The organism is Aeromonas sp. s6, assembly GCF_040907815.1.
GTDB lineage: Bacteria > Pseudomonadota > Gammaproteobacteria > Enterobacterales > Aeromonadaceae > Aeromonas > Aeromonas caviae.
On record NZ_JBFOCN010000043.1, the window covers coordinates 1 to 26,507 of the forward strand.

The window sequence follows — 26,507 nt, forward strand, 5'->3', positions numbered from 1 at the left end:
AACGATAACCAACTGGCGATGTTATTCACGCTGGCCAACCTGTTTCGGGCGGACCAAATGATACGTCAGTGGGAGAGATCTCACTAAAAACTGGGGATAACGCCTTAAATGGCGAAGAAACGGTCTAAATAGGCTGATTCAAGGCATTTACGGGAGAAAAAATCGGCTCAAACATGAAGAAATGAAATGACTGAGTCAGCCGAGAAGAATTTCCCCGCTTATTCGCACCTTCCTTAGATGTAATAACTCTAACTAATTGCATCGCAATTGTAGAGCCACCCTCTCTATTTTTAAAAAAACCAGTTTTAACGATGGCTCTTAATAAAGAAAAATAATCAACTCCAGAATGATTCCAAAAACGATGATCCTCTCCTACCACCAGCGTATTTTTTAGCAAACGAGGGAGTTCGAGACAGCATTCATCCGCCATTGCTTTCTCTATCAACTTCCACTCTTTCGAAAATATATATTTCATGTTCAATCTAACAACCTCTCCGCCAATCCGGAATAACGCTCGGTCTTTTTCCGAACCGCCTGTGCCAGCAGGGCGCGATCGCCGTAGAGATCGAGGCGCGCCTTGGCGCGGGTGATGCCGGTATAGACCAGCTCGCGGGTCAGCAGCGGGCTGGGGCTGTCGGGCAGCACCAGCACGGTATGGGCAAACTCCGAGCCCTGGGATTTGTGAATGGTCATGGCGTAGACGGTCTCGTGGGGGGGCAAGCGGCTTGGCAAAAGCGCCCGCAGGGTGCCGTCCGGCTGCTCGAACCACACCTTGAGGCGGCCGGTGTCATCGGGCAGACAGAGCCCCATGTCGCCGTTGTAGAGGCCGACCCCGTGGTCGTTGCGCACCACCATCACCGGGCGGCCCGCATACCAGTCGCCGTCGCGGGCGATCAGCCCTGCCTTGGCGAGGGCCAGTTCGAGCCGCTCGTTGAGCCCCGTCACCCCGAAGGGGCCGTCCCGCAGGGCGCAGAGGATCTGGAAGCCGTTGAACGCCTTGAACACCGCCGCCGGATCCTCGCCGGCCCGGGCCGCCTTGAGGTAGCTGCCATAACCGGCCACGCCCTCGGCAATCAGGGCGTTGTAAGCCTCCCCCGCCCAGGGGTGCAGGCGGATGTCGCCAAATCCTGCGCCCCAGACCGCCTCCACCGCCGCCCCGTCGCCGCTGTTGCAGGCCCGCGCCAACTGGCCGATGCCCGAATGCTGGTCAAAGCGCCAGCTCTTGGAGAGCAAACAGAGGCTGTCGCGCACGCTGGCCCCCGCCGGCGTGCCTTGCAGGCGATAGCCGGTCTGGCGGGAGAGCCAATCCGCCTGCGCGGGGCTGATGCCCTGTTCGATAAAGCTGCAGATATCCCCGAGCACGGCCCCCGCCTCCACCGAGGCGAGCTGATCCTTGTCGCCGAGCAGGATGAGGCGGGCGTGGCGGGGCAGTGCATCCAGCAGGCGCGCCATCATGGGCAGGTCCACCATGGAGGCCTCGTCCACCACCAGCAAGTCCAGGTGCAGCGGGTTGCCTCTGTGATGGCGGAACTGGCTGCGCCCGGGGATCACCCCGAGCAGCCGGTGCAAGGTACCCGCCTCCGTGGGGATGGCCTCCACCCACTCGGGGGGCAGATCCAGGGCCTGCAGGGCAGCGCCGATACTCTCGGTCAGACGCGCCGCCGCCTTGCCGGTGGGGGCCACCAGCCGGATCGCCGGGGCCTTGCCCCCTTGCAGGCCGGTCTCCACCAGGATGGCGAGGAGCTTGGCCACCGTAGTGGTCTTGCCGGTGCCGGGGCCGCCGGAGATGACCGCGAAGGGGCGCGCCGCCGCCATGGCCGCCGCCAGCTTCTGGCCGTTGCAGCAGAGCGCCTCGGGCACCAGGGTATCCAGCCGCTCCAGCTCGCTGGCCGCCTGGGCGCTTTTTAGCAGGGTCTCCACGGCGGGCCACTCCACCTCATGGGGGAAGACCAGATCCAGGTACTTCTCCACAAAGTGGCGGACGGAGAAATCCGGTGCGAGGCGGGCCTTGAGCAGGGCCCCGAACACCAGGCCGTAGTCGCGGGCAAAGAGGCGTGACAGGGCCGGGGCAATCTCCGGCCATTCGGCCCGTTCACTCAAGGCGCTAAGGTGGCGGGCCACCCCCAGCTCAAAGTCGTGGTAGCGGGTGAGGTAGAGGCGATCCCCCCAGAGTCGCAGGGGCCAGCGGGGGGTCTCCCCCTCCTCCTGTTCGCTCCCCACCAGGGGGCTGGCCGCAAAGAGGGCGGGCCAGCTTGCAGGATCCGCGAGATCCGCCAGCAGATCCCGGCTCTGATCCGGATCCAGCCCGAAGGGGCGCGAGGATCCCTGCCCGTCACTGCCCTGAGCGAGCATCGCCAGCGGCAGGCAGACATGGCCGCGCCCCAGCTCATGGCAGGCGAGCGCGGCCCCCAGCACCAGCTCGGGGCTGCCGCCAAGGTCAGCCACCAGCCTGGCAAATTGCAGGTCAAGCTGGCGGATGCGCCCCGCCAGCGCCAAGGCTTTCAGCCGCTCTATCATGGTTTCGCCCTTCATCTCGCCCCTCATGCCTCTACCTTGTTCGATTTTTCTAAACGATGATCGTCAGATGTCACACCTTTACTAAACAACTCGTCCAGCCCCAGCACCAGTTCCCGGCTGGGCCTGGCATGGAAAATGCCCCCCTGGGGCATGCCGCGCAGGAAGAGATAGAAGACCCCGCCAAAATGCCGGTCGAAATCGTAGCCCGGCAGCCGCAAGGCGAGCAGCCGATGCAGGGCCAGCGAATAGAGCTGGTATTGCAGATCGTAGCGATGCTCGCGCATGGCCCGCTCCAGGGCCGGGCGGCCGTAATCGGCGGGGCTCATGCCAAGGTGGTTCGATTTGTAGTCGAGCAGATACCAGCGCCCCTGCCACTCGAACACCAGGTCGATGAAGCCCTTGAGCATCCCCTGCACGGTGGCAAAACCGAGCGGCTTGCCGCCCCGCGACAGGGGGTCGTGCTGCTGGCAGAGCGCGGTCAGCGCCGGTGCCGTCACCCGCCCCATGGGCAGGAAGAACTCCAGCTCCACCTGTTTGCGCTCGGGGGCCAGATCCCGCAGCCGCACCGGATCCCCAAGGCCGGTCTCAAGGGAGGTATCCAGCACCGCCTCCACCTGCTGTTGCAGCACGGGGGCCCAGCCTTCGTCGAACCCCTCCTGGGTCAGCAGGGCGGCGATGTGCTGTGCCAGCGACTCGCCCCCCGCGTGCTCGAAGTCGATGGTCTCGAACAGGCTGTGGAGCAGGGTGCCGGGACGCGCCCCCTTGGGGAAGGTGAAGATGGAAGGGGCGGGCGCCTCCTCTTCCTGCACGGTGACGGCGGCCTCGGTGGCCACCTCGTCGTCGAAGCCGGGGTTGGCCAGCACCCCCTTGCCGTGGCCGTTGCCCTGGGCCGCGAGCCCGGAGTAGGAGCTGATCCACCAGTCCCGCTCAAGCTGCCCCTGGAACGTGCGCACGGTGGGCTCCCCCGGCGTCTCCGCTTCGGCGGGCAGCGGGGCCGGGCGGGTGAGCGAGGGCTCACCGACGGCCACCCCTGGCAGGGCCTGGGCCAGGTCGGTGAGGGCGGTCGCCAGTGTCCCGGCGTCCCCCTCCTCCCCCTTTTGCAGCAGGTAGCCGATGGCGGTACGGTGCAGGTCGGTCTTCTCCGACTTGCCCGCCCCGGAGCGCACCGGCGCCAGCCCGAGCCAGGTGGCATAGACCCCCCGGGTCAGGGCCACGTAGAGCAGGCGCAAGTCTTCGGCGAGGCGCTCCTTGTCGGCCTCGGCCAGGGACTCCTCGGCACCGGTGAGATCGAGCACGGTGCGATTGCCCGCCTCCCCCGTTTCGTGGAACAGGGGGGTGTCGGCGGCGCGGTGGCTGCAAATGAACGGCAGGAAGACCAGCGGGTACTCCAGCCCCTTGGATTTGTGGATGGTGACGATCTGCACCAGCTTGCGCTCGGACTCCAGGCGAAGTATCTGCTCCCCGTCCTGGCCGTTGGGCTGGCTCACCGCCTCCCCGAGCCAGCGCAGCAGGGCGTACTCCCCGTCCAGCTCGCCGCTCGCCTGTTGCAGCAGCTCGCCGAGATGGAGGAAGTTGGTCAGCCGCCGCTCCCCGTAGGGGCTCGCCAGCAGGGAAGCGGCGAGGTTGCGCCCGTGCATCAGGGCCCGCAGCATGGCCAGCACACCGTGGCGATGCCAGACCGCGCGGTATCCCATGAACTCCTGCACCGCGCTCTCCCAGGCCCGCTCGTCCGAGGCCAGCGCGTCCAGAGCCCTGGCATCGAGATCGAACAGGCCGGTGGCGAGCGCCGCCCTAAGGCTTCGCTCATCGCTCGGGTTCTGGCAGGCGTGCAGGATCAGCAGGATCTCCCGCGCCTCCACCTGGGCCAGCACGCTCTCGCGGTTCGACAGATAGACGGAGGCGATGGCAAGGCGCGCCAGCTCCTGCTGCACCAGCTTGCCCTCGGCGCCGGTGCGCACCAGCACGGCGATATCCCCGGCCCTGACCGGCTCGCTGCCGAGCATCGCCTTGCCCTCCCGGGCCAGCGTGAGCAGGCGATGGATCTCCGCCGCCGTGGCGCGGGCCATCCTGCTCTGGTACTCCCCCTTGTTGAAGGTGGGCTGACCGGTGAGCTGCCAGCAGTGCAGCACGGGGGCGGTCTGCCCCTCGATCAGCAATGCCCGGCTCTTGCCCTGCGCCTCCACCGGCAGGAAGGGGATGTCCGCCTCGTAGATGAAGGGCTCCTTCGCCCGCTCGAACAGGCCGTTGACCGCCGCCACCAGGGCGCGGCTTGAGCGCCAGTTGCGCCCCAGGGTGTAGTGGGCGCTCACATTTCGCCGCGCCTGGATGTAGGTGAAGATGTCTGCGCCACGAAAGCCGTAGATGGCCTGCTTGGGGTCGCCGATCATCAGGAGCGCCGTGTCCTGGTGACCGCCGTAAAGGCGATGGAAGATGCGGTACTGCTGGGGGTCGGTATCCTGGAATTCATCGATCATGGCGACCCGGTAGGTGGCGCGGATGCGCTCGCACAGCCGCTTCCCCAGGCCCGAGCCGAGCGCCCCGTCGAGATCCCGCAGAAGATCGTCGAAGGAGAGCTGATGGGCCTGCCGCTTGCTCTCCTGCATCCGGCTGCGCACCACCCTGGCCGCCCGCTGCAAGACGAGATCCCGGATGCCGGGTCGGCTCGCCAGCAGGGCGTCTATCTCGCCAAAGAGCGGCAGGGTGGGCACCGTTCCCCCCTTCTTGAGGCTCTCCTCCAGCGCCTGCTGGCCGAAGCGCTCCAGCTCCTTGGGGAGGACGTAGCCGCTGGTCTCGTCCTGCGCCCAGTCGCCAATCTTGGCAAGCCAGCCCTCGTAGTTCTTGCCGGTGTAACGGCTGATCTGCCCCTCGGTCTGGCGGCGGATCTCGTCCGTCTGCGCCAGCCACCCGGCTTTCACCGCCCCGATGCGGGCCATGGCGACGCTGTGCCGCGCCGCCAGGGTCTCGTCCCCCGCCACCGGGCGGATCTCCAGCTCGTCGTTGTCGAGCCAGCTCCCCATCTCCCGCAGCAGGGCGGCGGGGCTCGGCCAGAGCCTTCGCACCGCCCGGGCCAGGGGCTGATCCACCGGATAGAACTCGGCGCGCCAGTAGTCACTCACCGCCTGCAGCCGGAGCCGGCTGTCGTCGGTCAAAAATTCGGTTTCAAAGAGGGCGCCCGACTCGAAGGCGTTCTGCCTGAGCATCCGCTGGCAGAAGCCGTGGATGGTGAAGACCGCCGCCTCGTCCATCTGCCGCTCGGCGGCCAGCAGGCGACGGGCCGCCAGGTCGTGATCCTCCACCTCCGCCAGCAGTTGGGCCAGCAGGGTATCCGTGCTGTGACCGCGCATAAAGGCGAGGCGCGCCTCGTGGATGCGGGCGCGGATCCGCCCCCTCAGTTCGGCGGTGGCCGCCTCGGTAAAGGTCACCACCAGGATCTCGGTCACCGACAGGGGCCGCTCGTGGGCACAGGGCTGACCGGCGTCTCCCCCCTCTTCGCCTGCTTGTTCGATAACCGGGCCGTGGCCCAGCAAGAGGCGCAGGTAGAGGCCCGCGATGGTATAGGTCTTGCCGGTCCCGGCGGAGGCCTCGATCAGCCGCTCGCCATAGAGGGGGAAACGCAGGGGAATGAGCGGGTTAGCCATTATTGCAACTCCTCCAGCGCCTGATGGAGCGGGGTCAGGTGTTCACGGGCCAGCCCCTGCAACTGGGCCAGCACCTCGTCATCGAGTTCCGGGAAGCAGCGGGCGACATAGACGTCCTGCCCCTCTCCCGTCACCATGTAGCCGCCGTTGAAGCGGGCAAGTGCCGCCTTGTCGGCCTCCTCCGGCTTTGCCGGATCCTTCTCGATCCCCTTGAGCCACTCCCAGGCGGTGCTCGGGAAGAAGGGCAGCGGCCGCTTCATCCCCTGGGTCCAGAGGGCCACCAGGGCCGCCAACCTGGGCCGCGCCTCGTCCGCCGCAAGCCTTGGCAGCCGCAGACTCTGTTTGGCATCGAACAGCAGGGTGTCGCCGGGGGCGCTGCTCAATGAGAGGCAAAGGTGCTGGATCCAGGCCAGCAGCAGATCCTTGCCGTTGAAGCTGCCGGGTTTGACCACCAGCGCTCGTCCCTTCTGGGTGTCTATCCAGCCCTGAAGCTGCCCCTGGGCCAGGGCGATATCGATCTCCACCGCCTGTTTGTCCCCCGTCCAGGGGCGCAGCCGCGCCGCCAGCTTGCCCATCTCGCCGTCGATCTCCTCCAGCAGCAGGCTGCCGAACCACCCTTGCGGCAGCTGGCCGGAGAGTTGCAGCCGGTGGCGACGGGCCTCGCTCTCCCCTTCGGTCAGATGGGCATCCAGCAGCAGCGCCTTGAGCTGATAGTGCTGCAGGCCGTCCAGCTCGAAGGGCTCGCTGTCTTCGATGGTCGCCTCCTCCAGCTCGAACCACACCTTGAGGCGGCGGTTGAGGAAGTACCTGGCGGGCTGGCGATAGAAGCGCAGCAGCTCCGCCAGCTCCAGCCCCTGCTCCCTGCCCCACTCCGCGGGCAGGGGCAGATCGCCGCTCTGGAAGTTGGCGGCACCCCGCTCGGGGCTCAGGGCCGGCAGCCAGTCGGCGGCATAGGTGAAGAGACCGGAGCCGGGTTCGGGGTAAAAGTAGGCCGGGCTGTAGGGGGTGAGGGGGTGCGCCACGATCAGGTGTTCGAGCAGCCGCTGGCCCGAGGTGTCGTCGTCGAGATCTTCATCCCCCGCCAGCACGAAGCCCTGGCGCACGTAGTCGATGAGCTCCGCCAGCAACACGGAGGGTACCTTCTCGCTGTTGTCCTGGGCGCTGAACCCCTGATAGCTGATGTAGAGCCCCTGCTGGGCACTGAGGAGCGCCTCGAGGAAGAGGTAGCGGTCGTCATCCCGACGGGATCGGTCCCCGCGCCGCGAGGCCACCGCCATCAGATCGAAGCCCATGGGGGGCAGGGTGCGCGGGTAGACGCCGTCGTTCATGCCGAGCAGGCAGACCTGGCGGAAGGGAATGGAGCGCATCGGCATCAGGGTGCAGAAGTTGACCTGACCGGCGAGGAAGCGCTGGCTGGAGCGGGACTCCCCCAGCACGCTGCCGAGGTAGTCCTGCAACAGGTCGGCACTGATGGCCTGCTCGAAGCGGGCCTCGCCGAGCTGGGCCTGCCAGTCGGTGAGCTGGCTGCGAATGAGCTGGAGCTGGCGCTCTTCATCCTCGTCGGCGAGGTAGAAGCGCTCCAGCAGCGCCAGCAGGCAGGCGTGCCATTCGGCCAGCGGCTGCGCCTGTTGCAGCCGGGGCAGAAACTCCGCCAGGGAGTCGACGAACCAGGCGAGCTTGCCGAGGATCAGCCCCTGCTGCCCCTCGATGTCCGCATAGGGCAGGATCCCCGCCACCGGCTCCCCGTCCCCCATGGCAAAGCCCAGCAGCATGCGCCTCAGGCCGAACAGCCAACTGTTGCCGGACAGACGCGGCAGCGCGAAGCGCTCGGGATAGTCGTCATCCAGCCCCCAGCGGATGCCGGTCTCCTGCACCCAGCGTCGCAGCACGTTGAACTCGTCGTCGTCCAGCTCGAAGCGGCGCAGCACGGCGGGCACCTCCAGGATGGCGAGCAGCTCCCCCGCCCCGAAGCGGGCGTTCGGCAGCCTGAGCAGGGCGAGGAAACTTTGCAGCAGCGGGCTCTCCTGGCTCGCCGCCCGATCGGAGATCGCAAAGGGGATCTGGCCGCGGGCCCCGCCCCGCCCCTTGCCGCCCTCCTTGCCAAAGACGGCCTGGATGTAGGGGCCGTAGCTGTTGACGTCCGGCATCATCACCACCACGTCTTTGGGGGTGAGGGTGGGATCCTGCTCGAACAGGGCCAGCAGCCGGTCATGCAGCACCTCGAGCTCCCGCATGGGGCCGTGGCAGGCGTGGATCTGCAAAGTGCCGTCATCCAGGCTGACAGGGCTCTTGTGGTGGCTTGCATCGAGACTGAACTCGCCGGCCCCCCGTTCCGCCAGCTCCAGCACGTCTTTCTGGATGGCCCGCAGCAAGGTGACCTTGCCCTCATCGTCGCAATCCTCGATGTCGACGAAGGCCTCGATCTGCGGCACCTCCAGCTCCATCAGCTGGTGCAGGTAGTCGCGCCCCAGCTTGCCCATGGAGGCGAGCAACGGGTTGGCGGGGCCCTGCAGGGTCTCGAGATCCGTGCCGGGCTTGAGCTTGTTTTCGAGGCGCGCCAGGGTCTTGCGATCGAGCAAATCCCCCCAGTAGTAGCGACAGGGGTTGGTCACAAACAGGTGTACCTCCACCTCGGGGCGGCTGCCGAGGGCCAGCAGGGCCTCCACATAGCGGGGCGGCAGGGCCGAGATGCCGAACACGAAGACCCGTTGCGGCAGCCTGCCCGGCAGATCCCGGGTGTGCTCCAGCTCGTGGATGAAGGCCTCGTAGAGGTTGGCGCGGTGGTAGCCGCTGGGGCTGAGGGCCAGGGTGCGGGCCACCAGCTCGCGCCAGAGCTCGGGCTGCCAATCCTGACCGCTCACTCCGGCCAGCTCCTGGCTCAATCCTTCCCCCTCTTCCCAGCGGGCGATCCAGTCCGGCCGGTAGACCAGATACTGGTCGAACAGATCCGCCACCTTCTGGCAGAGCTGCCAGAGCCGCACCTGCTCCGGCGCCGCCCCGTCACTGCCCCCCAGATAGGCCGCGAGGGGCGCAAAGGCGGGTCTGCCGAGCAGAGTGGGCAGAATGGTCATCAGGTGCCAGCTCATGGCCCCCTTGTTGTAGGGGCTCTGGCGCGGCACGTCCGCCAGCACCCGGGTAAACATCTCCCAGATGAAACTCGCGGGCAGGGGAAAGTCGATGTTGGCGGCGATGCCGAACGCCTTGGCCAGCTCCAGCTTGAGCCACTGGGCCATGCCGGGACTCTGTACCAGGATCTGCTCCCGATCGAAGGGGTGGGAGAGCGGAGTCTGCCGGATGCGGCTCACCAGCAGCTCCTTGAGCAGATCCAGCTGATTGGAGTGGTAGAGGGTAAACATGGACGACTCCCGCCAATTTCATGAAGAGGGGGTGCGCGGGGGGGACACTCTCTGGCATTCCCGTCACGGCACGCGAATCGGGATTGTCGGGGATCGGGGGATAAGATGCAAAAGGCACTTGTGGCGTCCGGACTGCGCGCCGTCACACAGATGGCATCCCCGGGAAGCGGGCACAAAAAAGCCGGTGCAGGGCACCGGCCAAAAGGCGTTGGAAAACTTGAAACGTCAGGGTATTACCAGTGCTTGCCGAGGCGGGCATCCAGGCTGAAAGCCCCTGCACCGGCCGCCGCCAGGGCCAGGAAACCACCGGCCACGGAGACGTTCTTCATGAACATCAGCATCTGCATCTGCTCGGCAGGCTGATAGTGGAAGATGAAGGCGGCCATCAGGGTGAAACCGGCCAGCAGCACAGAGAGGCTGCGGGTAAACAGGCCCAGCATGATGGCAAGACCGCCACCCAGCTCCAGCAGGATCACCAGGGGCAGCATGAACCCGGGCACGCCCATGGCTTCCATGTAACCCTGGGTACCGGCGTAACCGCCGATCTTGCCCCAGCCAGCCATCACGAACATCAGCGCCAGCAGTACACGACCCACCAGCAGTGCCACATCTTTCATCTTGTCCATCGTCATATTCCTTTGCTTACCATCATGGTATTTACAGTGTAAAAGCTAATTGTTAACTCATTCATTTCGCCAAGATTTTTCTATCAAGGCAGGTCAAACAGCAGGGCTTCACTCCCTCTGGAGGCGGTGAGCACCCAGCTCGACTCGTCGCGGCTGAGCAGCCCGTCGCCGGGTCGGGCAGCCAGACCGTTGCCGGTCAGCTCCCCTGAAATCATGTGCAGGTAACCATGACGCCCTTGCAATGCCCACTCGAGGGTCTCCCCTTCTGCGAGCTGCAGACGCCACACTCTGGCCTGCTGGCGGATCCTGAAGGATCCCGCCTCGCCGTCCGGTGACGCCACCAGCGTCATCCCGGGCTTGTTTTCAATCTTCTTCTGCTGATAACCCGGGGTCGTGCCGTGTTCATTCGGCTCGATCCAGATTTGCAGCAGGGAGAGCGGCTCGGTCTGCGAGGGGTTGTACTCGCTGTGCCGGATACCGGACCCTGCGCTCATCAGCTGGAAATCCCCCGCCGGGATCTGCTCGGCGTGGCCGAGGCTGTCCTTGTGCTCTATGGTGCCTTGCAGCACGCAGGTGAGGATCTCCATGTTGGCGTGAGGGTGGGTCGCGAAACCGCCACCCGGCGCCACCCGATCCTGATTGATGACCCGCAGGGCAGAGTGTCCCATCCATTCCGGGTCATAATAGTGACCGAAGGAGAAGCTGTGACGGGCATCCAGCCAGCCAAAGTTGGCCTTGCCCCGTGCTTCTGCGGCTCTCAATTTCATCATGGTGTGCTCCTCACTGACCAAGTTGGTTCATTAACGCTGGCGACCGTCACCCAGACCGAAGGGGATGCGGTAGCTGCTGCTTTCGTTGCCCAGGCTCACCGTCAGCTTGCCCTGGGTGCGGCTCGGGATGGCGACCTGCTGGGTGCCCATCAGGTTGGCGTGGACGGAAGCCAGCAGATCACCGGACTCGTCGCGCACCTCCAGCATGGGGTTGGCCTTGCCGTCCATCGCGGCGGTGGCGCTCCAGTTGACGAACAGCACGCCCGGGGCGGCATTGAAGTCAGCGGGAACGGAAGCCTGGGCGGCACCTGCGGTCATCAGGCCTGCAACGGCCAGCATCTTGATTACGTTTTTCATGTTCATTCACTCTCTTGGGTTTTATGTCATTGCCAAGGCCCCTTGGGCCCGAATCAATGCATCCATGCAAGAGATCATTCAAATACTATGTTGTTCTTTTGCTGACATCAGACATCGTGTTTGGGGATGTCTCAGCCCGGAACTACCTTTTATTTGGCTGCCAGGCGTTCCTGCCTAAGCGTTGATTGAATATTAAAGTGACTTCCCCTAACTTGTTAGCGAGATAATCTGGTAAACACATTCAAAAAAATTGAAGGTTGGATATGGCCAAGGAATCGAACAAGGAGCGGGCGCTGACCCTGGAGGCGATCCGGGTGCTGGACGCCATCGACCGTCGTGGCAGCTTCGCGGCGGCGGCCGACGAGCTGGGCAAGGTGCCTTCGGCGCTGAGCTACACGGTACAAAAGCTGGAAGACGAGCTGGACGCCATGCTGTTCGACCGCAGCGGCCACAGGACCAAGTTCACCCCGGCGGGCCGCATGCTGCTGGAGCGGGGCCGGGTGCTGCTGGAGGCGGCCGAGCACCTGGTGGGGGAGACCCGGGCCCTCTCCCGTGGCTGGGAGACCGACATCACCATCGCCGTCGATGCCTTGATGCCGGTACAGGCTCTCTACCCCCTGGTGGATCGGCTGGCCGAACAGACCGATACCCGGCTGAGGTTTCGCGCCGAGGTGCTGGCGGGCAGTTGGGAGTGCCTCGAGGATGGCCGCGCCGACCTGCTCATCTCCTCTCTCAATGCCGATATCGCCATGACCGGCATCAAGCACCAGGTGCTCAGGGAGGAGGTGATGCTCTACGTCGCCCACCCCGATCACCCCCTGCATCAGGAACCCGAGCCCCTGGCGGACGAAACCCTGCGCCGCTACCGCGCCATCGCGGTGGCCGACACGGCACTGCGCAAGCCGGTGCTCACCTACCGCCTGCTCGACAAGCAGCCGCGCCTGACCGTCAGCACCATGGGGGAGAAGCGGGACGCCCTGCTGGCGGGGCTCGGCATCGGCACCATGCCGCAGCGCTGGATTGAAGAGGACATCAAGGCGGGCAGACTCAAGGTGATCAGTCCCGAATATCGCCACCAGATCCAGGTCGTGCTGGCCTGGCGGAGAGACACCATGGGCAAGGCCAAGAGCTGGCTGGTGCGGGAGATCCCCAAGCTGTTTGCCGGTCAGGGGGAATAAAGGACTGCCTTCCGGGGTCGGTGGCGCAGGAAGTACCAAAACTGCGCCCCATTCTTGACGACGGGCTCAGATTCGGAGAAAAGAAAAAAAGCGGACCTCTTGCGAGTTCCGCTCAATGCCAGGAAAGAATAAAACCTTGCGGTTAAAAAAACCCTTAAATTGGAAGCAAACAATCGTTTTCTCAACCAGGAAGGTATTGAATCCGATTCGTGTTGAATTATGTGCGATGTAATATGCATCACCAGCAAAATGTTGAAAGGTTGAAGGATATGCACCACCGAGTGTCACTTTCTGCCACCTTGCACCACAACTGGTCAGGCCATTTCCGCCATTATCACCGGGTTACCCTCCTCTGGTTTTTCTAGGTGTCAAAATTTGAGCCCGATACAGACAAACCACTCAATTTCTGACACGACTAAAAATGCAGATAAAGGAATAGTTGCATGACCTACAGCCAGACACTGGCCAATCACATCCTCGACACCCTGAAGAAAACCCTGACCGACAAGGGGATCCGCTATCAGACCCTGGCAGAGGCCATGGGAGTTTCCATCGCCACCGTGAAGCGCATGATGAACAAGCCCTCCCTGCCGTTCGACACCCTGCTGGAGATCTGCCATCTGGTGGGACTCTCCTTCGAAGAGCTGCTGGACCGGACCCAGGATGCCCAGAGCCGCCGGGCCGTCTTTACCCAGGAGCAGGACGAGGCGTTTCACAAGGAGCCTGGGCTCTATGCCTTTCTCGCCAACATCTTCTGGCGCGACAAGACCCTCATCGATCTCAAGCGGGAGTACGGCCTGACCGATGCCTCCTGCTACCTCTATCTGCGCAAGCTGGAGAAACTCGGCATCCTGCAGCTTGGCATCGACAACAGCTACCATTTCCTCATCAGCGAGCGCATCAGCTTCGAGCAGCACAGCCGCTTCGCCCGCCAGCAGGCGCGCCAGGCCATGTCGGTGCTGGGGGACTATCTGGTGGAGAACATGCACAGGCCCAACAACTACATGGCCCTGTGCCAGCTCCATCTGGGGGAGAGCGAGGCCATGGCGCTGATCGATCGCATGAAGGAGTACTGGCATCAGGAGCTCAAGCTCAACCGCCCCGCCATCGGCCAGCGGGAGGGCAGCAAGACCTACACCATGTCGCTGCAACTGGCGGACTGCGGCTACCAGAGCTTCGACGATCTGATTCCCAACATCGACAACTGATCTCGGTGGATCCTGCGGGATCCGCCATGTCAGTGCCAGAACGCCGCTACTCTGCCAGTTGCACCTGCCGCGCGCCGGTGGCGAGCGGTTGCAGTGCCCGGGTATCCAGGCAGATGCGGATGGCGTCCGGTCGCCAGTGCTCGATGTCGCAATCCACCAGCTTCCCCTCCTCGTCATGATTGACCCGCACCAAGCGCAGCACGGCGCTCCCCTGGGCCAGGTTGAGGGCGCGGGCTATCTCTCCCCGGGCCGCCGAGGGGGTGATCTCGAGGCTCGCCCAGCCCTGGCCTATGCCATAGCGCTGCCGGTAAAGCTCGGTGAGGGAGCTGGCCAGAGGAGCGCTGGCGATGCCGGGGAAGCGGCTCGCCAGCAGGTGATGGCTGACATGGAGCACGGGGCGACCGTCGATCAGCCGCTGGCGGCGGATTTCGTAGAGCGGCGTAAAGGGTTCCAGACCCATCCAGCGGCACAACTCGCTGCTGGCAAGCTGGTTGCCATGGGCCAGCACCCGGGTCTCGGCGGTGCGCTGCTGCTCGCCAATCCACTGGTGAAAGTGGGTGTGGATGGCGGGGTCGTAGGTGAGGCGGGGCGGCGCCACGAACCAGCCACGCCGCTCGGCCCGGTAGATGAGGCCGTCCGCCTCGAGGCTGGAGAGCGCCTCCTTGATGGTGATGCGGGTGGTGGCGAATCGCTCGCTCAGGGCCCGTTCGGCGGGCAGCTGCTGCCCCGCCGCCAGGTGTCCGCTGCCGATATAGCGGCGCAGGGTCCGGCAAATCTGTTCGCACTTGGAGGGTATGCGGCCATCAGTCATCCCCTGTTCACTCAATCGCTCTGTCACTGTCACATCCCTGTCGGTCATTCGGGTTTGCACACCACTGGAGTAGACCAGAGGTTGTCGACCCCGAGTTGTAACCGCCCCTGATGACAGCGCCATGACAGGGCGATTGTCACGAAACTGCCATCAAAGCGCCCCGCCACCGTCATATTTCCCCTCTAGCATCCCTCTCGAACCTTAACTGACCTAGTCCAGAGGGATGGGATGATGAAAAGCGTGATCGCAAGTGCACTGGCCCTGGTGGCCATCAGTCAACCGCTGTTTGCCGCCGAGAACATCGCGGATCTCGAAAAAGCCGCCCGCGGTGAGGGCCAGCTCCAGAGCGTCGGCATGCCGGACAGCTGGGCCAACTGGAAGGATACCTGGCAGCAGCTCGGCAGCATCTACGGCATCAAGCATCAGGATACCGACATGAGCTCCGCCCAGGAGATCGCCAAGTTCGCCGCCGAGAAGGCCAATGCCACCGCCGACATCGGCGACGTGGGCGGCGCCTTCGGCCCGGTGGCGGTCAAGCAGGGGGTCACCCAGCCCTACAAGCCCTCCACCTGGGCCGACATTCCCAACTGGGCCAAGGATGCGGATGGCCACTGGATGCTGGCCTATACCGGCACCATCGCCTTCCTGATCAACAAGGATCTGGTCAAGGCCGCCCCCACCAGCTGGCAATCCCTGCTGGGTGGCGACTACAAGGTGACCCTGGGTGACGTAGGCGTCGCCTCCCAGGCCAACAACGGCGTGCTGGCGGCGGCCTATGCCACCGGCGGCAGCGAGAAGAATCTGAAACCCGCCCTGGATCTGTTCGGCAAGCTGGCCAAGCAGGGCCGTCTGTCGCTGAACGACCCGACCATCGCCAACATCGAGAAGGGCGAAGTGGAAGTGGGGGTGCTGTGGGACTTCAACGCCCTCAACTACCGCGACCAGATCGACCCCAAGAAGTTTGATGTGGTGATCCCGAGCGACGGCTCCGTCATCGCCGGCTACACCACCATCATCAACAAGTGGGCCAAGAACCCCAACGCCGCCAAGCTGGCGCGGGAATACATCCTCTCCGATGCAGGTCAAATCAACCTGGCCCGTGGCTACGCCCGCCCCATTCGCAGCAACGTGACCCTGCCGGATGACGTCAAGGCCAAGCTGCTGCCGGCCGAGCAGTACGCCAATGCCAAGCCGGTGCAGGATCACGCCGCCTGGGAGCAGAGCTCCAAGGCCCTGCCGCGCCAGTGGCAGGAAACCGTCATGATCAACATGCAGTAAGGAGTGGCCAGTGCAACACAAGGTGATAGTGGTACTTGTGGATGGCCTGGCAGCAGAGGTAGCCCATTGCATGGGCTACCTCTGTGGCATGGTGGAGGCAGAGCGCGGCCTGCATACGACCCTGAGTGCCGCCCTGCCCTCCCTCTCCCGCCCTCTCTACGAGTGCATCCTGACCGGCGTGCCGCCGGTGGCGAGCGGCATCACCCACAACGGGGTGACGCGCCTGAGCCAACACGACTCCATCTTCCATCTGGCCCGGGCCTCGGGCAAACGCACCGCGGCGGCGGCCTACCACTGGGTGAGCGAGCTCTACAACCAGAGCCCCTGGCTGGCGGCCCGCGATCGCTTTACTCACGATGAGCAACTGCCCATCCAGCACGGCTGCTTCTACTGGGATGACGCCTACCCCGACAGCCATCTGCTGATGGACGGCGAGTGGCTGCGCAGCCAGTACGACCCCGATTTTCTGCTGATCCACCCCATGGGGGTGGACGATGCGGGCCACCAGTTCGGCCTCCATTCCCGCCAGTACCGCAATCAGGCGCGCCGCATGGACAGCCTCTTGGCCGACCTGCTGCCCCAGTGGCTGGCAGAGGGGTATCAGGTGGTGATCACCTCGGATCACGGCATGAACAACGATCTCAGCCATGGCGGCACCCTGGCCGAGGAGCGCACCGTGCCGCTCTGGCTCTTTGGCGATGCCTTCGTCGAGCGCTGGCCGGATGGGGTGGCGATCGCCCAGACCCAGCTCTGCGCCCTGATGGCGGATCTGCTGGGAGTTCCCCACGACAAGCCGGCAGCCCCCCCGCTGCTCAAGGCGGCCTTTATGCGCGAGGTGCACTGATGATGCCTGCCACCACCGAGATCCTCGCGGATCAACAGGTGAAGCCACGCCGGGTGCGCCGCCACTGGCTGCCGGCCCTGGTGCTGCTGCCCTTTGTCCTCTTGATGATCCTGTTCCAGCTCGCCCCCATGGTGTGGGTACTGGTGGGCAGCGTCCAGACCCCCGATGGCTGGGGTCTCGACCACTACCGGGAGATTTTGAGCTCCCCCTTCTACCTGCAATCCTTCGGCAACTCGTTGCGCATCGCCGGCATCGCCAGCCTGGCGGGGCTCGCCATCGGCACCCTCGGGGCCGCGGCGCTGCGCCACTGTGGCGAGCGGGTCAAGCGGGTGCTGCTGGCTTTCGTCACCATGACCGGCAACTTCAGCGGCGTGCCGCTGGCGTTCGCCTTCATCATCGTGCTCGGCATCAACGGTGCGGTGACCCTGCTGCTCAAATCCTGGGGCCTCATCGATGGCTTCAACCTCTACTCGGGGTCGGGCCTTATCCTCATCTACACCTATTTCCAGATCCCCCTCGCGTTGCTGCTGCTCTACCCGGCGTTCGATGCGCTACAGGATGAGTGGCCCCAGGCCGCCGCCCTGCTCGGCGCGAGCAAGGGGCAGTATGTGTGGCACGTGGCGCTGCCGGTGCTGACGCCCGCCTTGCTCGGCACCCTGATCATCCTGTTTGCCAACGCGGTGGGAGCCTATGCCTCCGCCTACGCCCTCACCACCGGCAACTTCAACCTGGTGACCATCAGGGTGGCCAGTCTGGTCTCCGGCGACATCTTCCTCGAGCCGAATCTCGCGGCGGCGCTGGCGGTGATCCTGATGGTGCTGCTGGGGGTGGTGACGGCCGCCAACCAGTGGCTGCTGAAAAAGAGCTATGTGAACAGGGGGCAATCCCATGCATGATTTGACGCCGCGCTGGCCCAGATGGGTGCTGGGGGCGCTGGTCGCCACCCTGTTGCTCCCGCTGCTGGCTACCTTTCTCTACTCCATCTCCACCCGCTGGGGGGCGACCCTGCTGCCGGACGGCTTCACCCTCGACTGGTATCTCAAACTCTGGGGTGACCCGCGCTTTCTGGCGGCCTTTGGCCGCAGCCTCCTGGTCTGTTTCGCCACCCTGCTGCTGGGGACCCTGGTACTGGTGCCCACCGTGCTGGTGGTGGCCTACTACTTCCCCAGGCTGGATCCCTGGATGAACCTCTTGATCCTGCTCCCCTTCGCGGTGCCACCCGTGGTCTCTTCGGTGGGGCTGTTGCAGATCTACGCTGACGGCGTGCTGCCGATTATCGGCACGCCGTGGATCCTCATCGGCACCTGGTTCACCGTGGTGCTCCCCTTCATGTACCGGGCGCTGGCCAACAGCCTGCAAGGGGTGCCGCTGAAGGATCTGATGGATGCCGCTCACCTGCTGGGGGCGAGCAGTGCCCGCGCCTTCCTGCTGGTGGTGATCCCCTGCCTGCGCAAGGGGCTGCTGGCGGCGCTGTTTCTCTCCCTCTCCTTCCTGCTCGGGGAGTTCGTGTTTGCCAACATGCTGGTGGGCACCCGTTACGAGACCCTGCAGGTCTACCTCTACAACATGCGTGCCACCTCGGGCCACTTCACCAGCGCACTGGTGATGAGCTACTTCCTGCTGACCCTGCTGCTCACCTGGGCGGCCAACAGATTTCATCGGTGAATCAACATGTTCCATCTAGAAGTGAATCAACTGCACAAATCCTACGGCGACACCAAGGTGTTCGAGGGAATTGAATTCGGCATCCGCAAGGGGGAGCTGGTGACCCTGCTCGGCCCCTCCGGCTGCGGCAAATCCACCCTGCTGCGGGCGCTGGCCGGGCTCACCCCGGTGGATGGCGGTCAGGTGCGGGTAGCCGGTGAGGACATTACCTGGCAGGAGCCCCAGAAGCGGGGCATCGGCATGGTGTTCCAGAGCTATGCGCTCTTCCCCAACATGACGGTGTGGGACAACGTCGCCTTCGGCCTCAAGATGAAGCCCCAGCCGGGGCGGGATCTCGCCGCCAGCGTACAGGAGGCGCTAGAGCTGGTGGAGCTGACCGGCTTCGAGCGCCGCTATCCAGCCGAACTCTCCGGCGGCCAGCGCCAGCGAGTGGCGCTGGCCCGGGCGCTGGTGGTGCAGCCGCGGATCCTGCTGCTGGATGAGCCGCTCTCGGCGCTGGATGCCCGCATCCGCCGCAGCCTGCGCCAGCAGATCCGCGAGATCCAGCAGCGCCTCGAGCTCACCACCATCTTCGTGACCCACGATCAGGAGGAGGCGCTGACCCTGTCGGACAGGATCTTCCTGATGAACAAGGGCTCCATCGTCCAGAGCGGCACACCGGAGCAGATCTACACCCGCCCCGCCAGCGAGTTCGTGGCGGGCTTTATCGGCAACTACAACCTGCTGGATGGCGAGCAGGCCAAATCCCTGTTCGGCCCGCGCTTTCGCGGCAAGCTGGCGCTGCGGCCGGAGTCCATCACCCTGCTGCCCGCAGGGGCGGTCAGCCACGAGCCCAGCCTGCCCGGCATCGTTCGCCAGCAGCAGCTGCTCGGCAACGTCATCCGCTATCAGGTGGAGTGCGAGGCGGGGCTGTTGACGGTGGATTGCCTCAACCGCCGTGCCGGCGATCTGCTGCCGGTGGGCAGCGCCGTGACCCTGGTGGTGGCCCGGGATCAACTCTGTGAGGTAGCATAACGCCATGAATCCCATTCATTTTTCAGCCAGTACCCCGATGCTGGCAGCCAACCCGAGGAGCAGCCATGGCCCTGGCACTGTTTGATCTGGACGAGACCCTTATTGCCGGGGATTCCGCCAGCCTCTGGCTGGAGTACATGGTCGCCCAGGAGCTGGCCCCGGCGGGCATGGTGGCCGAGGAGCAGGCCATGATGTCCCTCTACCATCAGGGCAAGATGGACATGCACCAGTACATGGCCTTCACCCTGCAACCGCTGGCAGGCAGGACGCGCCAGTGGCTCGACTCCCTCTGCACCCGCTTTGCCGAGCAGGTGCTGCGGGAGCGCCTCTATCCCGAGGGGCTGGCCCGCATCGAGTGGCACCGCCAGCGTGGCGACGAGCTGGTGCTCATCTCCGCCTCCGGCGAGCATCTGGTGGCCCCCATGGCGCAGATGCTGGGGATGGATCACTGCGTGGCCATCCTGCTCGACGAGGAAGCAGGCATGCTGACCGGCCAGACCCGCGGCACCCTGAGTTTTCGCGAAGGCAAGGTGGCCCGCATCAACCAGCTCTTTGCCGGAAAGGAACACCTCTGGCAGGAGAGCTTCGGCTACAGCGATTCCCACAACGATCTGCCCATGCTGCAGGCGGTGAGCCATCCCCATGCGGTCAATCCGGCCCCCGCCCTGCGCCAGTGCGCCGAGGAGCTGGGCTGGCCCCTCTGGACCTGGCAGTTGCACCCTTGATCCACGCAATGAAGAAGAGGCCCTCAGGCCTCTTCTTTGCTCAACATGCCATCCCCTGAGGGCGAGTCGTCCCGGGGAGCCAGGGGATCCACCATGTAGATGCGATTCTTGCCGTCACCCTTGGCGCGATAGACCTCGGCATCGACCATGGTCAGCAGGCTCCTGGCCCCAAGCCCGGGGGCACTCGCCACCAGGCCGCCGCTGAAGGTGATCCCAAGACCGGGTTCACGCCAGTGCAGGGAGGCCACCCCAATCCTGTACTGCTCCAGCAGCATCTGGCAGAAGTGGATATCGGGATTGGCAAACAGCACCACCAGCTCTTCCCCGCCATAGCGGCATACCCAACCATGATCCCCCAGCAGCTTGGCGCCAAAGCTGGCCACCCGCTTGAGCACCACGTCCCCGGTCTGGTGACCATAGGTGTCATTGATCCGCTTGAAACCGTCCAGATCGATCATGGCCAGGCAGAAGCTGCCCTGATCGAGCAGCAGCCGATTCAACCGCTCGTCGAAGAAGCGCCGGTTGTAAAGGCCGGTCAGCTTGTCGAGGTTCGCCTGCTGGCGCACCTCGTGATAATCCTTGCTCACCTCCGCCAGCTCGGCATAGACGTGCCTGAGCTCGCGCATCCCCCCCTGGTGCACCTCGTCAGGCTGGGTCCGGCTGGCCCGGATCACGGTGGAGATCTCGTCCAGCATCCGCCTGAAATAACGGGACCAGATCAGTGCCAGCACCATGTAGAGCACGCTGGCCAGCACGATGATCCCGAGCACGTTGAGGGAGGCGCTCGCCACCACCGCCTGGATGCTGGAGGCGGGCAACACGCTGATCAGCACCCAGTTGTGGTCCGGCAGGCGGCTGTAGGCCACGAACTGGCGAGACGCCTGATCCAGGAAGATGCCGTCCTCCCCGCTGAAGCGGGAGAGCCAGGTCGGGTGCATCATGGGCTTGAGCAGTTGTGAGGGATCGGGGTGGGCCAGCACCTTGCCCGACTGGTTGACGATCATCTGGTAGCCGCTGTTCCACTGCCGGTTCAGCTGGGCGGAGAAGGGGGCCAGGATGGCATCTACCGCGAAGACCCCCCGCACCTTGCCCTCCTTGTCGGTGATGGCCCGCGCCAGGGCGATCACCAGCGTGCCGTTGGTGTAGTCGTAGTAGGGTTCGGTCCAGACCATCTTGCCCACATGCTGGCTGGCCAGCTGATACCAGGGGCGCACCCTGGGATCGAAGTCCGCATCCGCCTGCCATTCGGGGTAGATCAGCATCTGGCGCTCGGCGGTGCCCACATAGATGTAGATGAGATCCGCCATCACCCCCTTGTAGAGACGCCACTCCCTGAGATAGGAGTCGGTGTTGCGCAGACGGGGGCCACTGATGTCCTCCACCTTGACCTGGTCGTAGATGAGGGAGAACTGACGCTCCATCTCGTTCAGGTAGGGCTCGATGAAGACGTGGCGCAACTGGTGATTGGTGGCGAGCAGGCGCTGTTGCAGCTCTCGCTGCAGGCTGCGCTCCATGTGCAGGTAGTAGATGGCGCCCAGCATCAGGACGGGAATGAAGAGCAGAAGCAGGCCCAGGCGCATCCGTGCCACCAGGGACCAGGTCTTTTTGGAGACTGCTCGCTTATCCAACCCTGACTCCATGCTATCCCCTGACATCGTGTAGTGTCAGAATATCAGCCCCACCTGATGGCGTCCAAAGGGAAGCGCATCATGTGGCCAACGAGAAGGAACTGGCCTGGATGTTGAAACCGGAACTGCTGACTGCCCTCCATTACTGCGCCGTGATCACCCTGACCGGTGCCATCACCTCGGAGTATTTCCTGTTCCGGCGCGGCATGTCCATCGAGCAGGTGCGCAAGCTGCTGCTGGCTGACAGCCTGGCCGCCCTGGCCCTGCTGCTCATCTTCATCACGGGCGTGCTGCTGGTGGTCGCCCATCCCCAGCCACCGGCCATCCTGCTTGCCAATCCGGGTTACCGCACCAAGCTGCTGATGTTCTTCGCCATGGCCATCAGCTTTGGCTACCCCAGCCGGCTGTTCCACCACTGGCGCCGATCCTTGCGCCAGGGACGGGCTCCCCTTGTCTCCACCCAGCAGCAGTTCTGGGTGATCTGGATCCTTAGGGGCAACCTGCTGCTGCTCGCCCTGCTGCCCCTGCTCGCCAAGCTGGCCAGCCGCTGATCCTGCCCTCGCCCGGCAACAAATGGCTGACGACAAACGCCCCTTCTCGCAGGTATCGTAATGGCGGGGCCCGAGTGCCGCCGAGACTCTTTCTCAGGGATGATTCCGTATGCGTTCAAACATGATGTTATTGATGGCCGCCGCCATCTGGGGGCTGGGCTTCGTCGCCCAGCGTCTGGGGATGGATCACATGGGGCCCTTCACCTTCAACGGCCTGCGCTTCCTGCTGGGCGCCCTCTCCCTGCTGCCGCTCTTGTGGTGGCTCAAGTCACGCCAGCCGCCCCAGCCTGCCGGTGATCACCGCCTGCTGCTGACCGGGGGCCTCATCGCCGGCACCGTGCTCTTCTCCGCCGCCTCCCTGCAACAGGTGGGGCTGCTCTACACCACGGCCGCCAAGGCGGGCTTCATCACCGGCCTCTACATCATTCTGGTCCCCGTCATCGGCCTGGCCCTGCGCCACAAGACCGGGGCCAACACCTGGGTAGGCGCCCTCATCGCCATGGCCGGGCTCTACTACCTCAGCGTCACCGAGGAGTTCACCATCGGCTACGGCGATCTGCTGCAAGTGATCGGGGCCCTATTCTGGGCCGTGCATCTGCTGGTGCTGGATCACTACTCGAACCGGGTCGCCCCCATTCGTCTTGCCGGGGTGCAGTTCGTGGTGTGCGGCCTGCTCAGCCTGGCCACGGCCTTCGTCATCGAGACCCCGACGGCGAGTGGTGCCGTGGCGGGCTGGCAGGCGCTGCTCTATGCCGGTCTGGTCTCGGTCGGCATCGGCTATACCCTGCAGGTGGTGGGGCAGCGCGGTGCCCATCCGGCCCACGCCGCCATCATCCTCAGCCTGGAGACGGTGTTCGCCGCCATCGGCGGTGTCCTGCTGCTGGGGGAACATCTGGACGAACGGGCCGTGGTCGGCTGCGCCCTGATGCTGGCGGGGATGCTCATCTCCCAGATCCGCCTGCGCTGGTGGTGGAAGTCCCGCCGCAACAAGGTGCCCAGCCAGCCCTGATATCTGCGGTGGTCATTGACTCCAAATAAAACGAGGCGCCCTTGGGCGCCTCGTTTTATTGCCGCCTGCCTAGCGCACGCTGGAGCAGAAGCTCACGTCATCCCGCAGGGGGTCATTGCTCACGCTGTGATAGAGCTCGAAGCAGGGGCCGTCCCCAAAGGCGAGCCCGGCCGCGACGATATCGCCGATGTGCTCCTGCCAGCGCTCCCCGTACTGGCTGCGATCCGTGATGAGATAGCGGGACTGGGCGTAGCGCCCGGCGGGGATGAGCTGAATTTCCACCTCCCCCGCCCCCAGGGTGCCCACCGGCACGCTGATGCCGATGTCGGTGCGGCACTGGGCCGGCGGCGTCACCTCGGGGTTGTCGTGGTAGATGAAGATCCACTCTCCCCCTTCCAGGCCACGGGGCGCGGCCCACTGGTGAAGGCGATGGCAGACGGCGTCATACCCTTCGCCATAGGGGCCGGTGACCCGGATATAGGCCAGGGTGCGGGCGTCCATCTCGACGGTGTTCATGGTGTTGCTCCTTGCTGATGAGTGGCCTTCAGCATAAGGGAGTGCCCCTTGCCATGCGTGTCCTTCCTTGCGATCCAGGTGTCCGTTCTTGCCCTTGTCGCGGCGAAACGCCCCCGGGGTACAACCATAGTGACGGCGAAACGCCTTGGCGAAAGCCTGGGAGCTGCCAAGCCCCGCCCCCAGGGCGATGGCGGTGACGCTGGCATCGGTGTAGCAGAGCTGCCAGGCCGCCCGCTGCATCCGCAGGCGGCGGCACATCTCGCCGGGGGCCTCCCCCACCACGGCGGTGAACACCCGGTGGAAGTGGTAGAGGGAGAGGCAGGCGCGACTCGCCAGCGCCTCGATGGAGAGATCCGGATCCTGCTCCAGTGCCCTCAGCACCGGCGTCAGGCGCTCGCGATAGTCGATCATCGGCGCACCCTGGCCATGTAGAGGGCATCCACCAGCACCCCATGACGCAGGCCGTAATCCCGGGCTACGCCCTCCTCCACAAAGCCCGCCTTGCGATAGAGGGCCAGGGCCGCCTGATTGTCGGCCCAGACCGTCAGCTCCACCCGCGTCAAGCCGAGCCAGTTGTCCGCCAGATCCAGCGCAGCCTGCATCAGGGCAGTGCCCACCCCGCGCCCGGCCCAGTCATCGTGTACCGCCATGCCGATGCTCGCCACGTGGCGGCGACGGGGGGCCGGCTCCACCATCAGAACCAGCGCACCCGCCACCTCCCCCTCCCACTCCGCCAGCAGGCTGTAGATGCCATCCCGCGGGGTCAGCTTCTGCTCCCACTGCTGCAAGGAGGGGAAGGGAAGTTGCAGGGTGCCCGCCTGGGCATGGGGCATGGCGTGAAGATCCCGCAGGGCGGCGGCATCTTCCGGCCCGGCGCGGCGAATGGTGATGGACATGAGACCTCCTGATTGGCTGAATCCCATCTTGCCGCAAGGCTGGCGTCTGTTTCCACCCCCATCAGCGAAACCAATCAAAGGGTTAGGCACACTCCATTGGAGCCGCTCCCCCACTTCCCCTAGTCTGGCGACTCATCACAAGGAGACCCGCCATGACCGACAAGACCCTGCGCAGCGCCAACGGCGCCCCCGTTGTCGACAACAACAACAGCCTCACCGCCGGCCCCCGCGGCCCCGTCCTGATGCAAGACATCTGGTTGATGGAGAAACTCGCCCACTTCGACCGCGAGCGCATTCCCGAGCGGGTGGTGCACGCCAAGGGCTCGGGCGCCTACGGCACCTTCACCGTGACCCACGACATCAGCGCCTTCAGCAAGGCCGACCTGTTCAACGCTGTCGGCAAGCAGACCCCGGTGTTCCTGCGCTTCTCCACCGTGGCCGGCGAGAAGGGGGCCGCCGACGCCGAGCGTGACGTGCGCGGCTTCGCCCTCAAGTTCTATACCAAGCAGGGCAACTGGGATCTGGTGGGCAACAACACCCCGGTCTTTTTCATTCGCGATCCCCTGAAATTCCCCGACTTCATCCACACCCAGAAGCGGGATCCCCGCACCAACCTGCGCAGCGCCACCGCCGCCTGGGACTTCTGGTCCCGCCACCCGGAATCCCTGCACCAGGTCACCATCCTCTTCAGCGATCGCGGCATCCCTAGGAGCCTGCGGGAGATGAACGGCTACGGCAGCCACACCTTCAGCTTCATCAACTCGGCCAACGAGCGCTTCTGGGTCAAGTTCCACTTCAAGACCGAGCAGGGCCACCGCTTCTACACCGATGAAGAGGCGGCCACCGTCGTCGGTCAGGACAGAGAGACCAGCCAGGCGGATCTGTTCAACGCCATCGAGCGGGGGGACTTCCCGCGCTGGAAGGTCTATGTGCAGGTGATGCCAGAGGCCGAGGCCCAGACCTACTCGATCCACCCGTTCGACCTCACCAAGGTATGGCCCCACAAGGACTACCCGCTCATCCCGGTGGGCGTGCTGGAGCTCAACCAGAACCCGGACAACTACTTCGCCCACGTGGAGCAGGCCGCCTTCACCCCGGCCAACGTGGTGCCCGGCATCGGCTTCTCGCCGGATCGCATGTTGCAGGGGAGGCTCTTCTCCTACGGTGACACCCAGCGCTACCGCCTCGGCGTCAACCACGGCCTGCTGCCGGTCAACGCCCCGCGCTGCCCGTTCCACCACGGCGCCCACCGCGACGGCGCCATGCGGGCGGACAGCAACGGTGGCGCCAGCCCCAACTACCAGCCAAACCGCTTCGGCACCCAGCAGCCGAGCGAGCAGCACGAACCGGCCCTGAGTCTGGAAGGGGCTGCCCTGCACTACGATTTTCGCGACTACGACAGCGACTACTACAGCCAGCCGGGGGATCTCTTCCGCCTGATGGACGAGGGGCAGCGTGCCCGCCTCGCCGCCAACCTGGCCCGCTCCCTCATCAATGTGGAGGATGACGCCATCGTCGCGGCCCAGCTCAGGCACTTCGAGCAGGCCGACCCCGAGTACGCCAAGCGGGTCGAGCTGGCCCTGGCCGCCCTGCAACGCTGAGTCGCAGGCAGCCAACCTCTGCAAAAGCAAAACGGGGGCCTGATGGCCCCCGTTCTCGCATGACGGTCTTTGATGAATGAAAAACGCAGCCCGAGGCTCCGATTTCAATGCCGTATCCATCCCGGCCGCAGCGCCCTCGCGCGCTTCCCTCCCTTGCCAACAAGGGTTTTACCGCCAGCTCACGACGGCAACGACGTTGTGCACTGGCAGAGCGGCACCATTATCCACCTGTGGTAATAAACCTGCCTGCGGTAATGCACGTTTAGTCACCAATAAAAACGGAGCCAGAGGCTCCGTTTTTCCATGCCGTATCCATCCC

The 26,507-nt window shown here is 64.7% G+C and carries 22 protein-coding genes; 11 read left to right on the top strand and 11 right to left on the bottom strand.

All coding sequences use genetic code 11. From position 1 onward, the window contains the following. Positions 1-124: 124 nt before the first annotated feature. The 7 genes from AB5Y50_RS06245 to AB5Y50_RS06275 all read right to left on the bottom strand — a co-directional run bounded on the left by AB5Y50_RS06245 (position 125) and on the right by AB5Y50_RS06275 (position 11,270). A complete protein-coding gene (locus AB5Y50_RS06245; protein ID WP_368162466.1) occupies positions 125-445 on the bottom strand; it encodes a transglycosylase domain-containing protein in 321 nt (106 codons plus the stop codon). A gap of 32 nt (positions 446-477) precedes the next feature. After that, positions 478-2,532 (bottom strand): exodeoxyribonuclease V subunit alpha, encoded by a 2,055-nt coding sequence (gene recD / locus AB5Y50_RS06250; protein WP_368162468.1) that lies wholly within the window; start codon positions 2,530-2,532, stop codon positions 478-480. 8 nt (positions 2,533-2,540) lie between these two features. Then, a complete protein-coding gene (gene recB, locus AB5Y50_RS06255; RefSeq protein WP_368162470.1) occupies positions 2,541-6,155 on the bottom strand; it encodes an exodeoxyribonuclease V subunit beta in 3,615 nt (1,204 codons plus the stop codon). Beyond that, entirely contained in the window at positions 6,155-9,511 is a 3,357-nt protein-coding gene (gene recC / locus AB5Y50_RS06260; protein ID WP_069784607.1) for an exodeoxyribonuclease V subunit gamma, read from the bottom strand. Before recC ends, recB begins: the two co-directional genes overlap by 1 nt. 233 nt (positions 9,512-9,744) lie before the next feature. Further along, entirely contained in the window at positions 9,745-10,137 is a 393-nt protein-coding gene (locus tag AB5Y50_RS06265; protein WP_010675909.1) for a DoxX family protein, read from the bottom strand. 83 nt (positions 10,138-10,220) lie between these two features. After that, positions 10,221-10,907, bottom strand: a complete 687-nt coding sequence (locus AB5Y50_RS06270; protein ID WP_010675910.1) for a pirin family protein — start codon at positions 10,905-10,907, stop codon at positions 10,221-10,223. A gap of 30 nt (positions 10,908-10,937) precedes the next feature. Continuing rightward, the gene (locus AB5Y50_RS06275; RefSeq protein WP_041211883.1) at positions 10,938-11,270 is read right to left on the bottom strand and encodes a hypothetical protein; all 333 of its coding nucleotides are present in this window, start codon (positions 11,268-11,270) and stop codon (positions 10,938-10,940) included. A 257-nt stretch (positions 11,271-11,527) separates the two neighbouring features. Here AB5Y50_RS06275 and AB5Y50_RS06280 point away from each other — a divergent pair, with 257 nt between their 5' ends. Together AB5Y50_RS06280 and AB5Y50_RS06285 are read left to right on the top strand one after the other, a co-directional pair. Next, positions 11,528-12,442: a LysR family transcriptional regulator gene (locus AB5Y50_RS06280; protein ID WP_010675912.1), complete on the top strand. Its 915-nt coding sequence runs from the start codon at positions 11,528-11,530 to the stop codon at positions 12,440-12,442. Between the two features lie 443 nt (positions 12,443-12,885). Next, a complete protein-coding gene (locus AB5Y50_RS06285; protein ID WP_010675913.1) occupies positions 12,886-13,650 on the top strand; it encodes a helix-turn-helix transcriptional regulator in 765 nt (254 codons plus the stop codon). A 46-nt stretch (positions 13,651-13,696) separates the two neighbouring features. On the opposite strand, the gene AB5Y50_RS06290 is transcribed toward AB5Y50_RS06285, so the two are convergent. Continuing rightward, entirely contained in the window at positions 13,697-14,509 is an 813-nt protein-coding gene (locus AB5Y50_RS06290) for a UTRA domain-containing protein (protein ID WP_042016482.1), read from the bottom strand. Between the two features lie 183 nt (positions 14,510-14,692). Here AB5Y50_RS06290 and AB5Y50_RS06295 point away from each other — a divergent pair, with 183 nt between their 5' ends. From AB5Y50_RS06295 to AB5Y50_RS06320, 6 genes are all read left to right on the top strand, one after another. Then, positions 14,693-15,739 (top strand): ABC transporter substrate-binding protein, encoded by a 1,047-nt coding sequence (locus AB5Y50_RS06295; protein WP_010675915.1) that lies wholly within the window; start codon positions 14,693-14,695, stop codon positions 15,737-15,739. Between the two features lie 10 nt (positions 15,740-15,749). Then, positions 15,750-16,583, top strand: a complete 834-nt coding sequence (locus AB5Y50_RS06300; RefSeq protein WP_319883076.1) for an alkaline phosphatase family protein — start codon at positions 15,750-15,752, stop codon at positions 16,581-16,583. Next, the gene (locus AB5Y50_RS06305) at positions 16,583-17,479 is read left to right on the top strand and encodes an ABC transporter permease subunit (protein WP_052815312.1); all 897 of its coding nucleotides are present in this window, start codon (positions 16,583-16,585) and stop codon (positions 17,477-17,479) included. The genes AB5Y50_RS06300 and AB5Y50_RS06305 overlap by 1 nt, the downstream gene beginning before the upstream one ends. After that, positions 17,472-18,248 (top strand): ABC transporter permease, encoded by a 777-nt coding sequence (locus tag AB5Y50_RS06310; RefSeq protein ID WP_039040132.1) that lies wholly within the window; start codon positions 17,472-17,474, stop codon positions 18,246-18,248. Before AB5Y50_RS06305 ends, AB5Y50_RS06310 begins: the two co-directional genes overlap by 8 nt. Before the next feature lie 6 nt (positions 18,249-18,254). Next, positions 18,255-19,262: an ABC transporter ATP-binding protein gene (locus AB5Y50_RS06315; RefSeq protein ID WP_069784609.1), complete on the top strand. Its 1,008-nt coding sequence runs from the start codon at positions 18,255-18,257 to the stop codon at positions 19,260-19,262. A gap of 65 nt (positions 19,263-19,327) precedes the next feature. Then, positions 19,328-19,987 (top strand): HAD family phosphatase, encoded by a 660-nt coding sequence (locus tag AB5Y50_RS06320; protein WP_010675920.1) that lies wholly within the window; start codon positions 19,328-19,330, stop codon positions 19,985-19,987. A 23-nt stretch (positions 19,988-20,010) separates the two neighbouring features. Here AB5Y50_RS06320 and AB5Y50_RS06325 read toward each other — a convergent pair whose 3' ends face one another. Beyond that, the gene (locus AB5Y50_RS06325) at positions 20,011-21,615 is read right to left on the bottom strand and encodes a sensor domain-containing diguanylate cyclase (RefSeq protein ID WP_069784610.1); all 1,605 of its coding nucleotides are present in this window, start codon (positions 21,613-21,615) and stop codon (positions 20,011-20,013) included. A 110-nt stretch (positions 21,616-21,725) separates the two neighbouring features. Between AB5Y50_RS06325 and AB5Y50_RS06330 the strand changes: the two genes are divergently transcribed. After that, entirely contained in the window at positions 21,726-22,166 is a 441-nt protein-coding gene (locus AB5Y50_RS06330; protein WP_039040139.1) for a DUF2214 family protein, read from the top strand. A 109-nt stretch (positions 22,167-22,275) separates the two neighbouring features. Further along, entirely contained in the window at positions 22,276-23,175 is a 900-nt protein-coding gene (locus AB5Y50_RS06335) for a DMT family transporter (RefSeq protein WP_042864813.1), read from the top strand. Positions 23,176-23,244: 69 nt separating this feature from the next. Here the strand turns inward: AB5Y50_RS06335 and AB5Y50_RS06340 are convergent, their stop codons facing one another. Next, a complete protein-coding gene (locus AB5Y50_RS06340) occupies positions 23,245-24,102 on the bottom strand; it encodes a GyrI-like domain-containing protein (protein ID WP_042016487.1) in 858 nt (285 codons plus the stop codon). Next, entirely contained in the window at positions 24,099-24,587 is a 489-nt protein-coding gene (locus tag AB5Y50_RS06345; protein WP_010675925.1) for a GNAT family N-acetyltransferase, read from the bottom strand. The genes AB5Y50_RS06340 and AB5Y50_RS06345 overlap by 4 nt, the downstream gene beginning before the upstream one ends. A gap of 152 nt (positions 24,588-24,739) precedes the next feature. Here AB5Y50_RS06345 and AB5Y50_RS06350 point away from each other — a divergent pair, with 152 nt between their 5' ends. Next, positions 24,740-26,188, top strand: a complete 1,449-nt coding sequence (locus tag AB5Y50_RS06350) for a catalase (protein ID WP_319883077.1) — start codon at positions 24,740-24,742, stop codon at positions 26,186-26,188. Positions 26,189-26,507 lie beyond the last annotated feature (319 nt).

Coding starts and splice junctions, on each gene's coding strand:
- AB5Y50_RS06330 (WP_039040139.1), top strand. CDS start 21,726: ATGTTGAAACCGGAACTGCTGACTGCCCTCCATTACTGCGCCGTGATC.
- AB5Y50_RS06285 (WP_010675913.1), top strand. CDS start 12,886: ATGACCTACAGCCAGACACTGGCCAATCACATCCTCGACACCCTGAAG.
- AB5Y50_RS06340 (WP_042016487.1), bottom strand. CDS start 24,102: ATGATCGACTATCGCGAGCGCCTGACGCCGGTGCTGAGGGCACTGGAG.
- AB5Y50_RS06345 (WP_010675925.1), bottom strand. CDS start 24,587: ATGTCCATCACCATTCGCCGCGCCGGGCCGGAAGATGCCGCCGCCCTG.
- AB5Y50_RS06280 (WP_010675912.1), top strand. CDS start 11,528: ATGGCCAAGGAATCGAACAAGGAGCGGGCGCTGACCCTGGAGGCGATC.
- AB5Y50_RS06270 (WP_010675910.1), bottom strand. CDS start 10,907: ATGATGAAATTGAGAGCCGCAGAAGCACGGGGCAAGGCCAACTTTGGC.
- recC (WP_069784607.1), bottom strand. CDS start 9,511: ATGTTTACCCTCTACCACTCCAATCAGCTGGATCTGCTCAAGGAGCTG.
- AB5Y50_RS06310 (WP_039040132.1), top strand. CDS start 17,472: ATGCATGATTTGACGCCGCGCTGGCCCAGATGGGTGCTGGGGGCGCTG.
- recD (WP_368162468.1), bottom strand. CDS start 2,532: ATGAAGGGCGAAACCATGATAGAGCGGCTGAAAGCCTTGGCGCTGGCG.
- AB5Y50_RS06275 (WP_041211883.1), bottom strand. CDS start 11,270: ATGAACATGAAAAACGTAATCAAGATGCTGGCCGTTGCAGGCCTGATG.
- AB5Y50_RS06315 (WP_069784609.1), top strand. CDS start 18,255: ATGTTCCATCTAGAAGTGAATCAACTGCACAAATCCTACGGCGACACC.
- AB5Y50_RS06265 (WP_010675909.1), bottom strand. CDS start 10,137: ATGGACAAGATGAAAGATGTGGCACTGCTGGTGGGTCGTGTACTGCTG.
- AB5Y50_RS06290 (WP_042016482.1), bottom strand. CDS start 14,509: ATGACCGACAGGGATGTGACAGTGACAGAGCGATTGAGTGAACAGGGG.
- AB5Y50_RS06350 (WP_319883077.1), top strand. CDS start 24,740: ATGACCGACAAGACCCTGCGCAGCGCCAACGGCGCCCCCGTTGTCGAC.
- AB5Y50_RS06320 (WP_010675920.1), top strand. CDS start 19,328: ATGGCCCTGGCACTGTTTGATCTGGACGAGACCCTTATTGCCGGGGAT.
- AB5Y50_RS06305 (WP_052815312.1), top strand. CDS start 16,583: ATGATGCCTGCCACCACCGAGATCCTCGCGGATCAACAGGTGAAGCCA.
- recB (WP_368162470.1), bottom strand. CDS start 6,155: ATGGCTAACCCGCTCATTCCCCTGCGTTTCCCCCTCTATGGCGAGCGG.
- AB5Y50_RS06335 (WP_042864813.1), top strand. CDS start 22,276: ATGCGTTCAAACATGATGTTATTGATGGCCGCCGCCATCTGGGGGCTG.
- AB5Y50_RS06295 (WP_010675915.1), top strand. CDS start 14,693: ATGAAAAGCGTGATCGCAAGTGCACTGGCCCTGGTGGCCATCAGTCAA.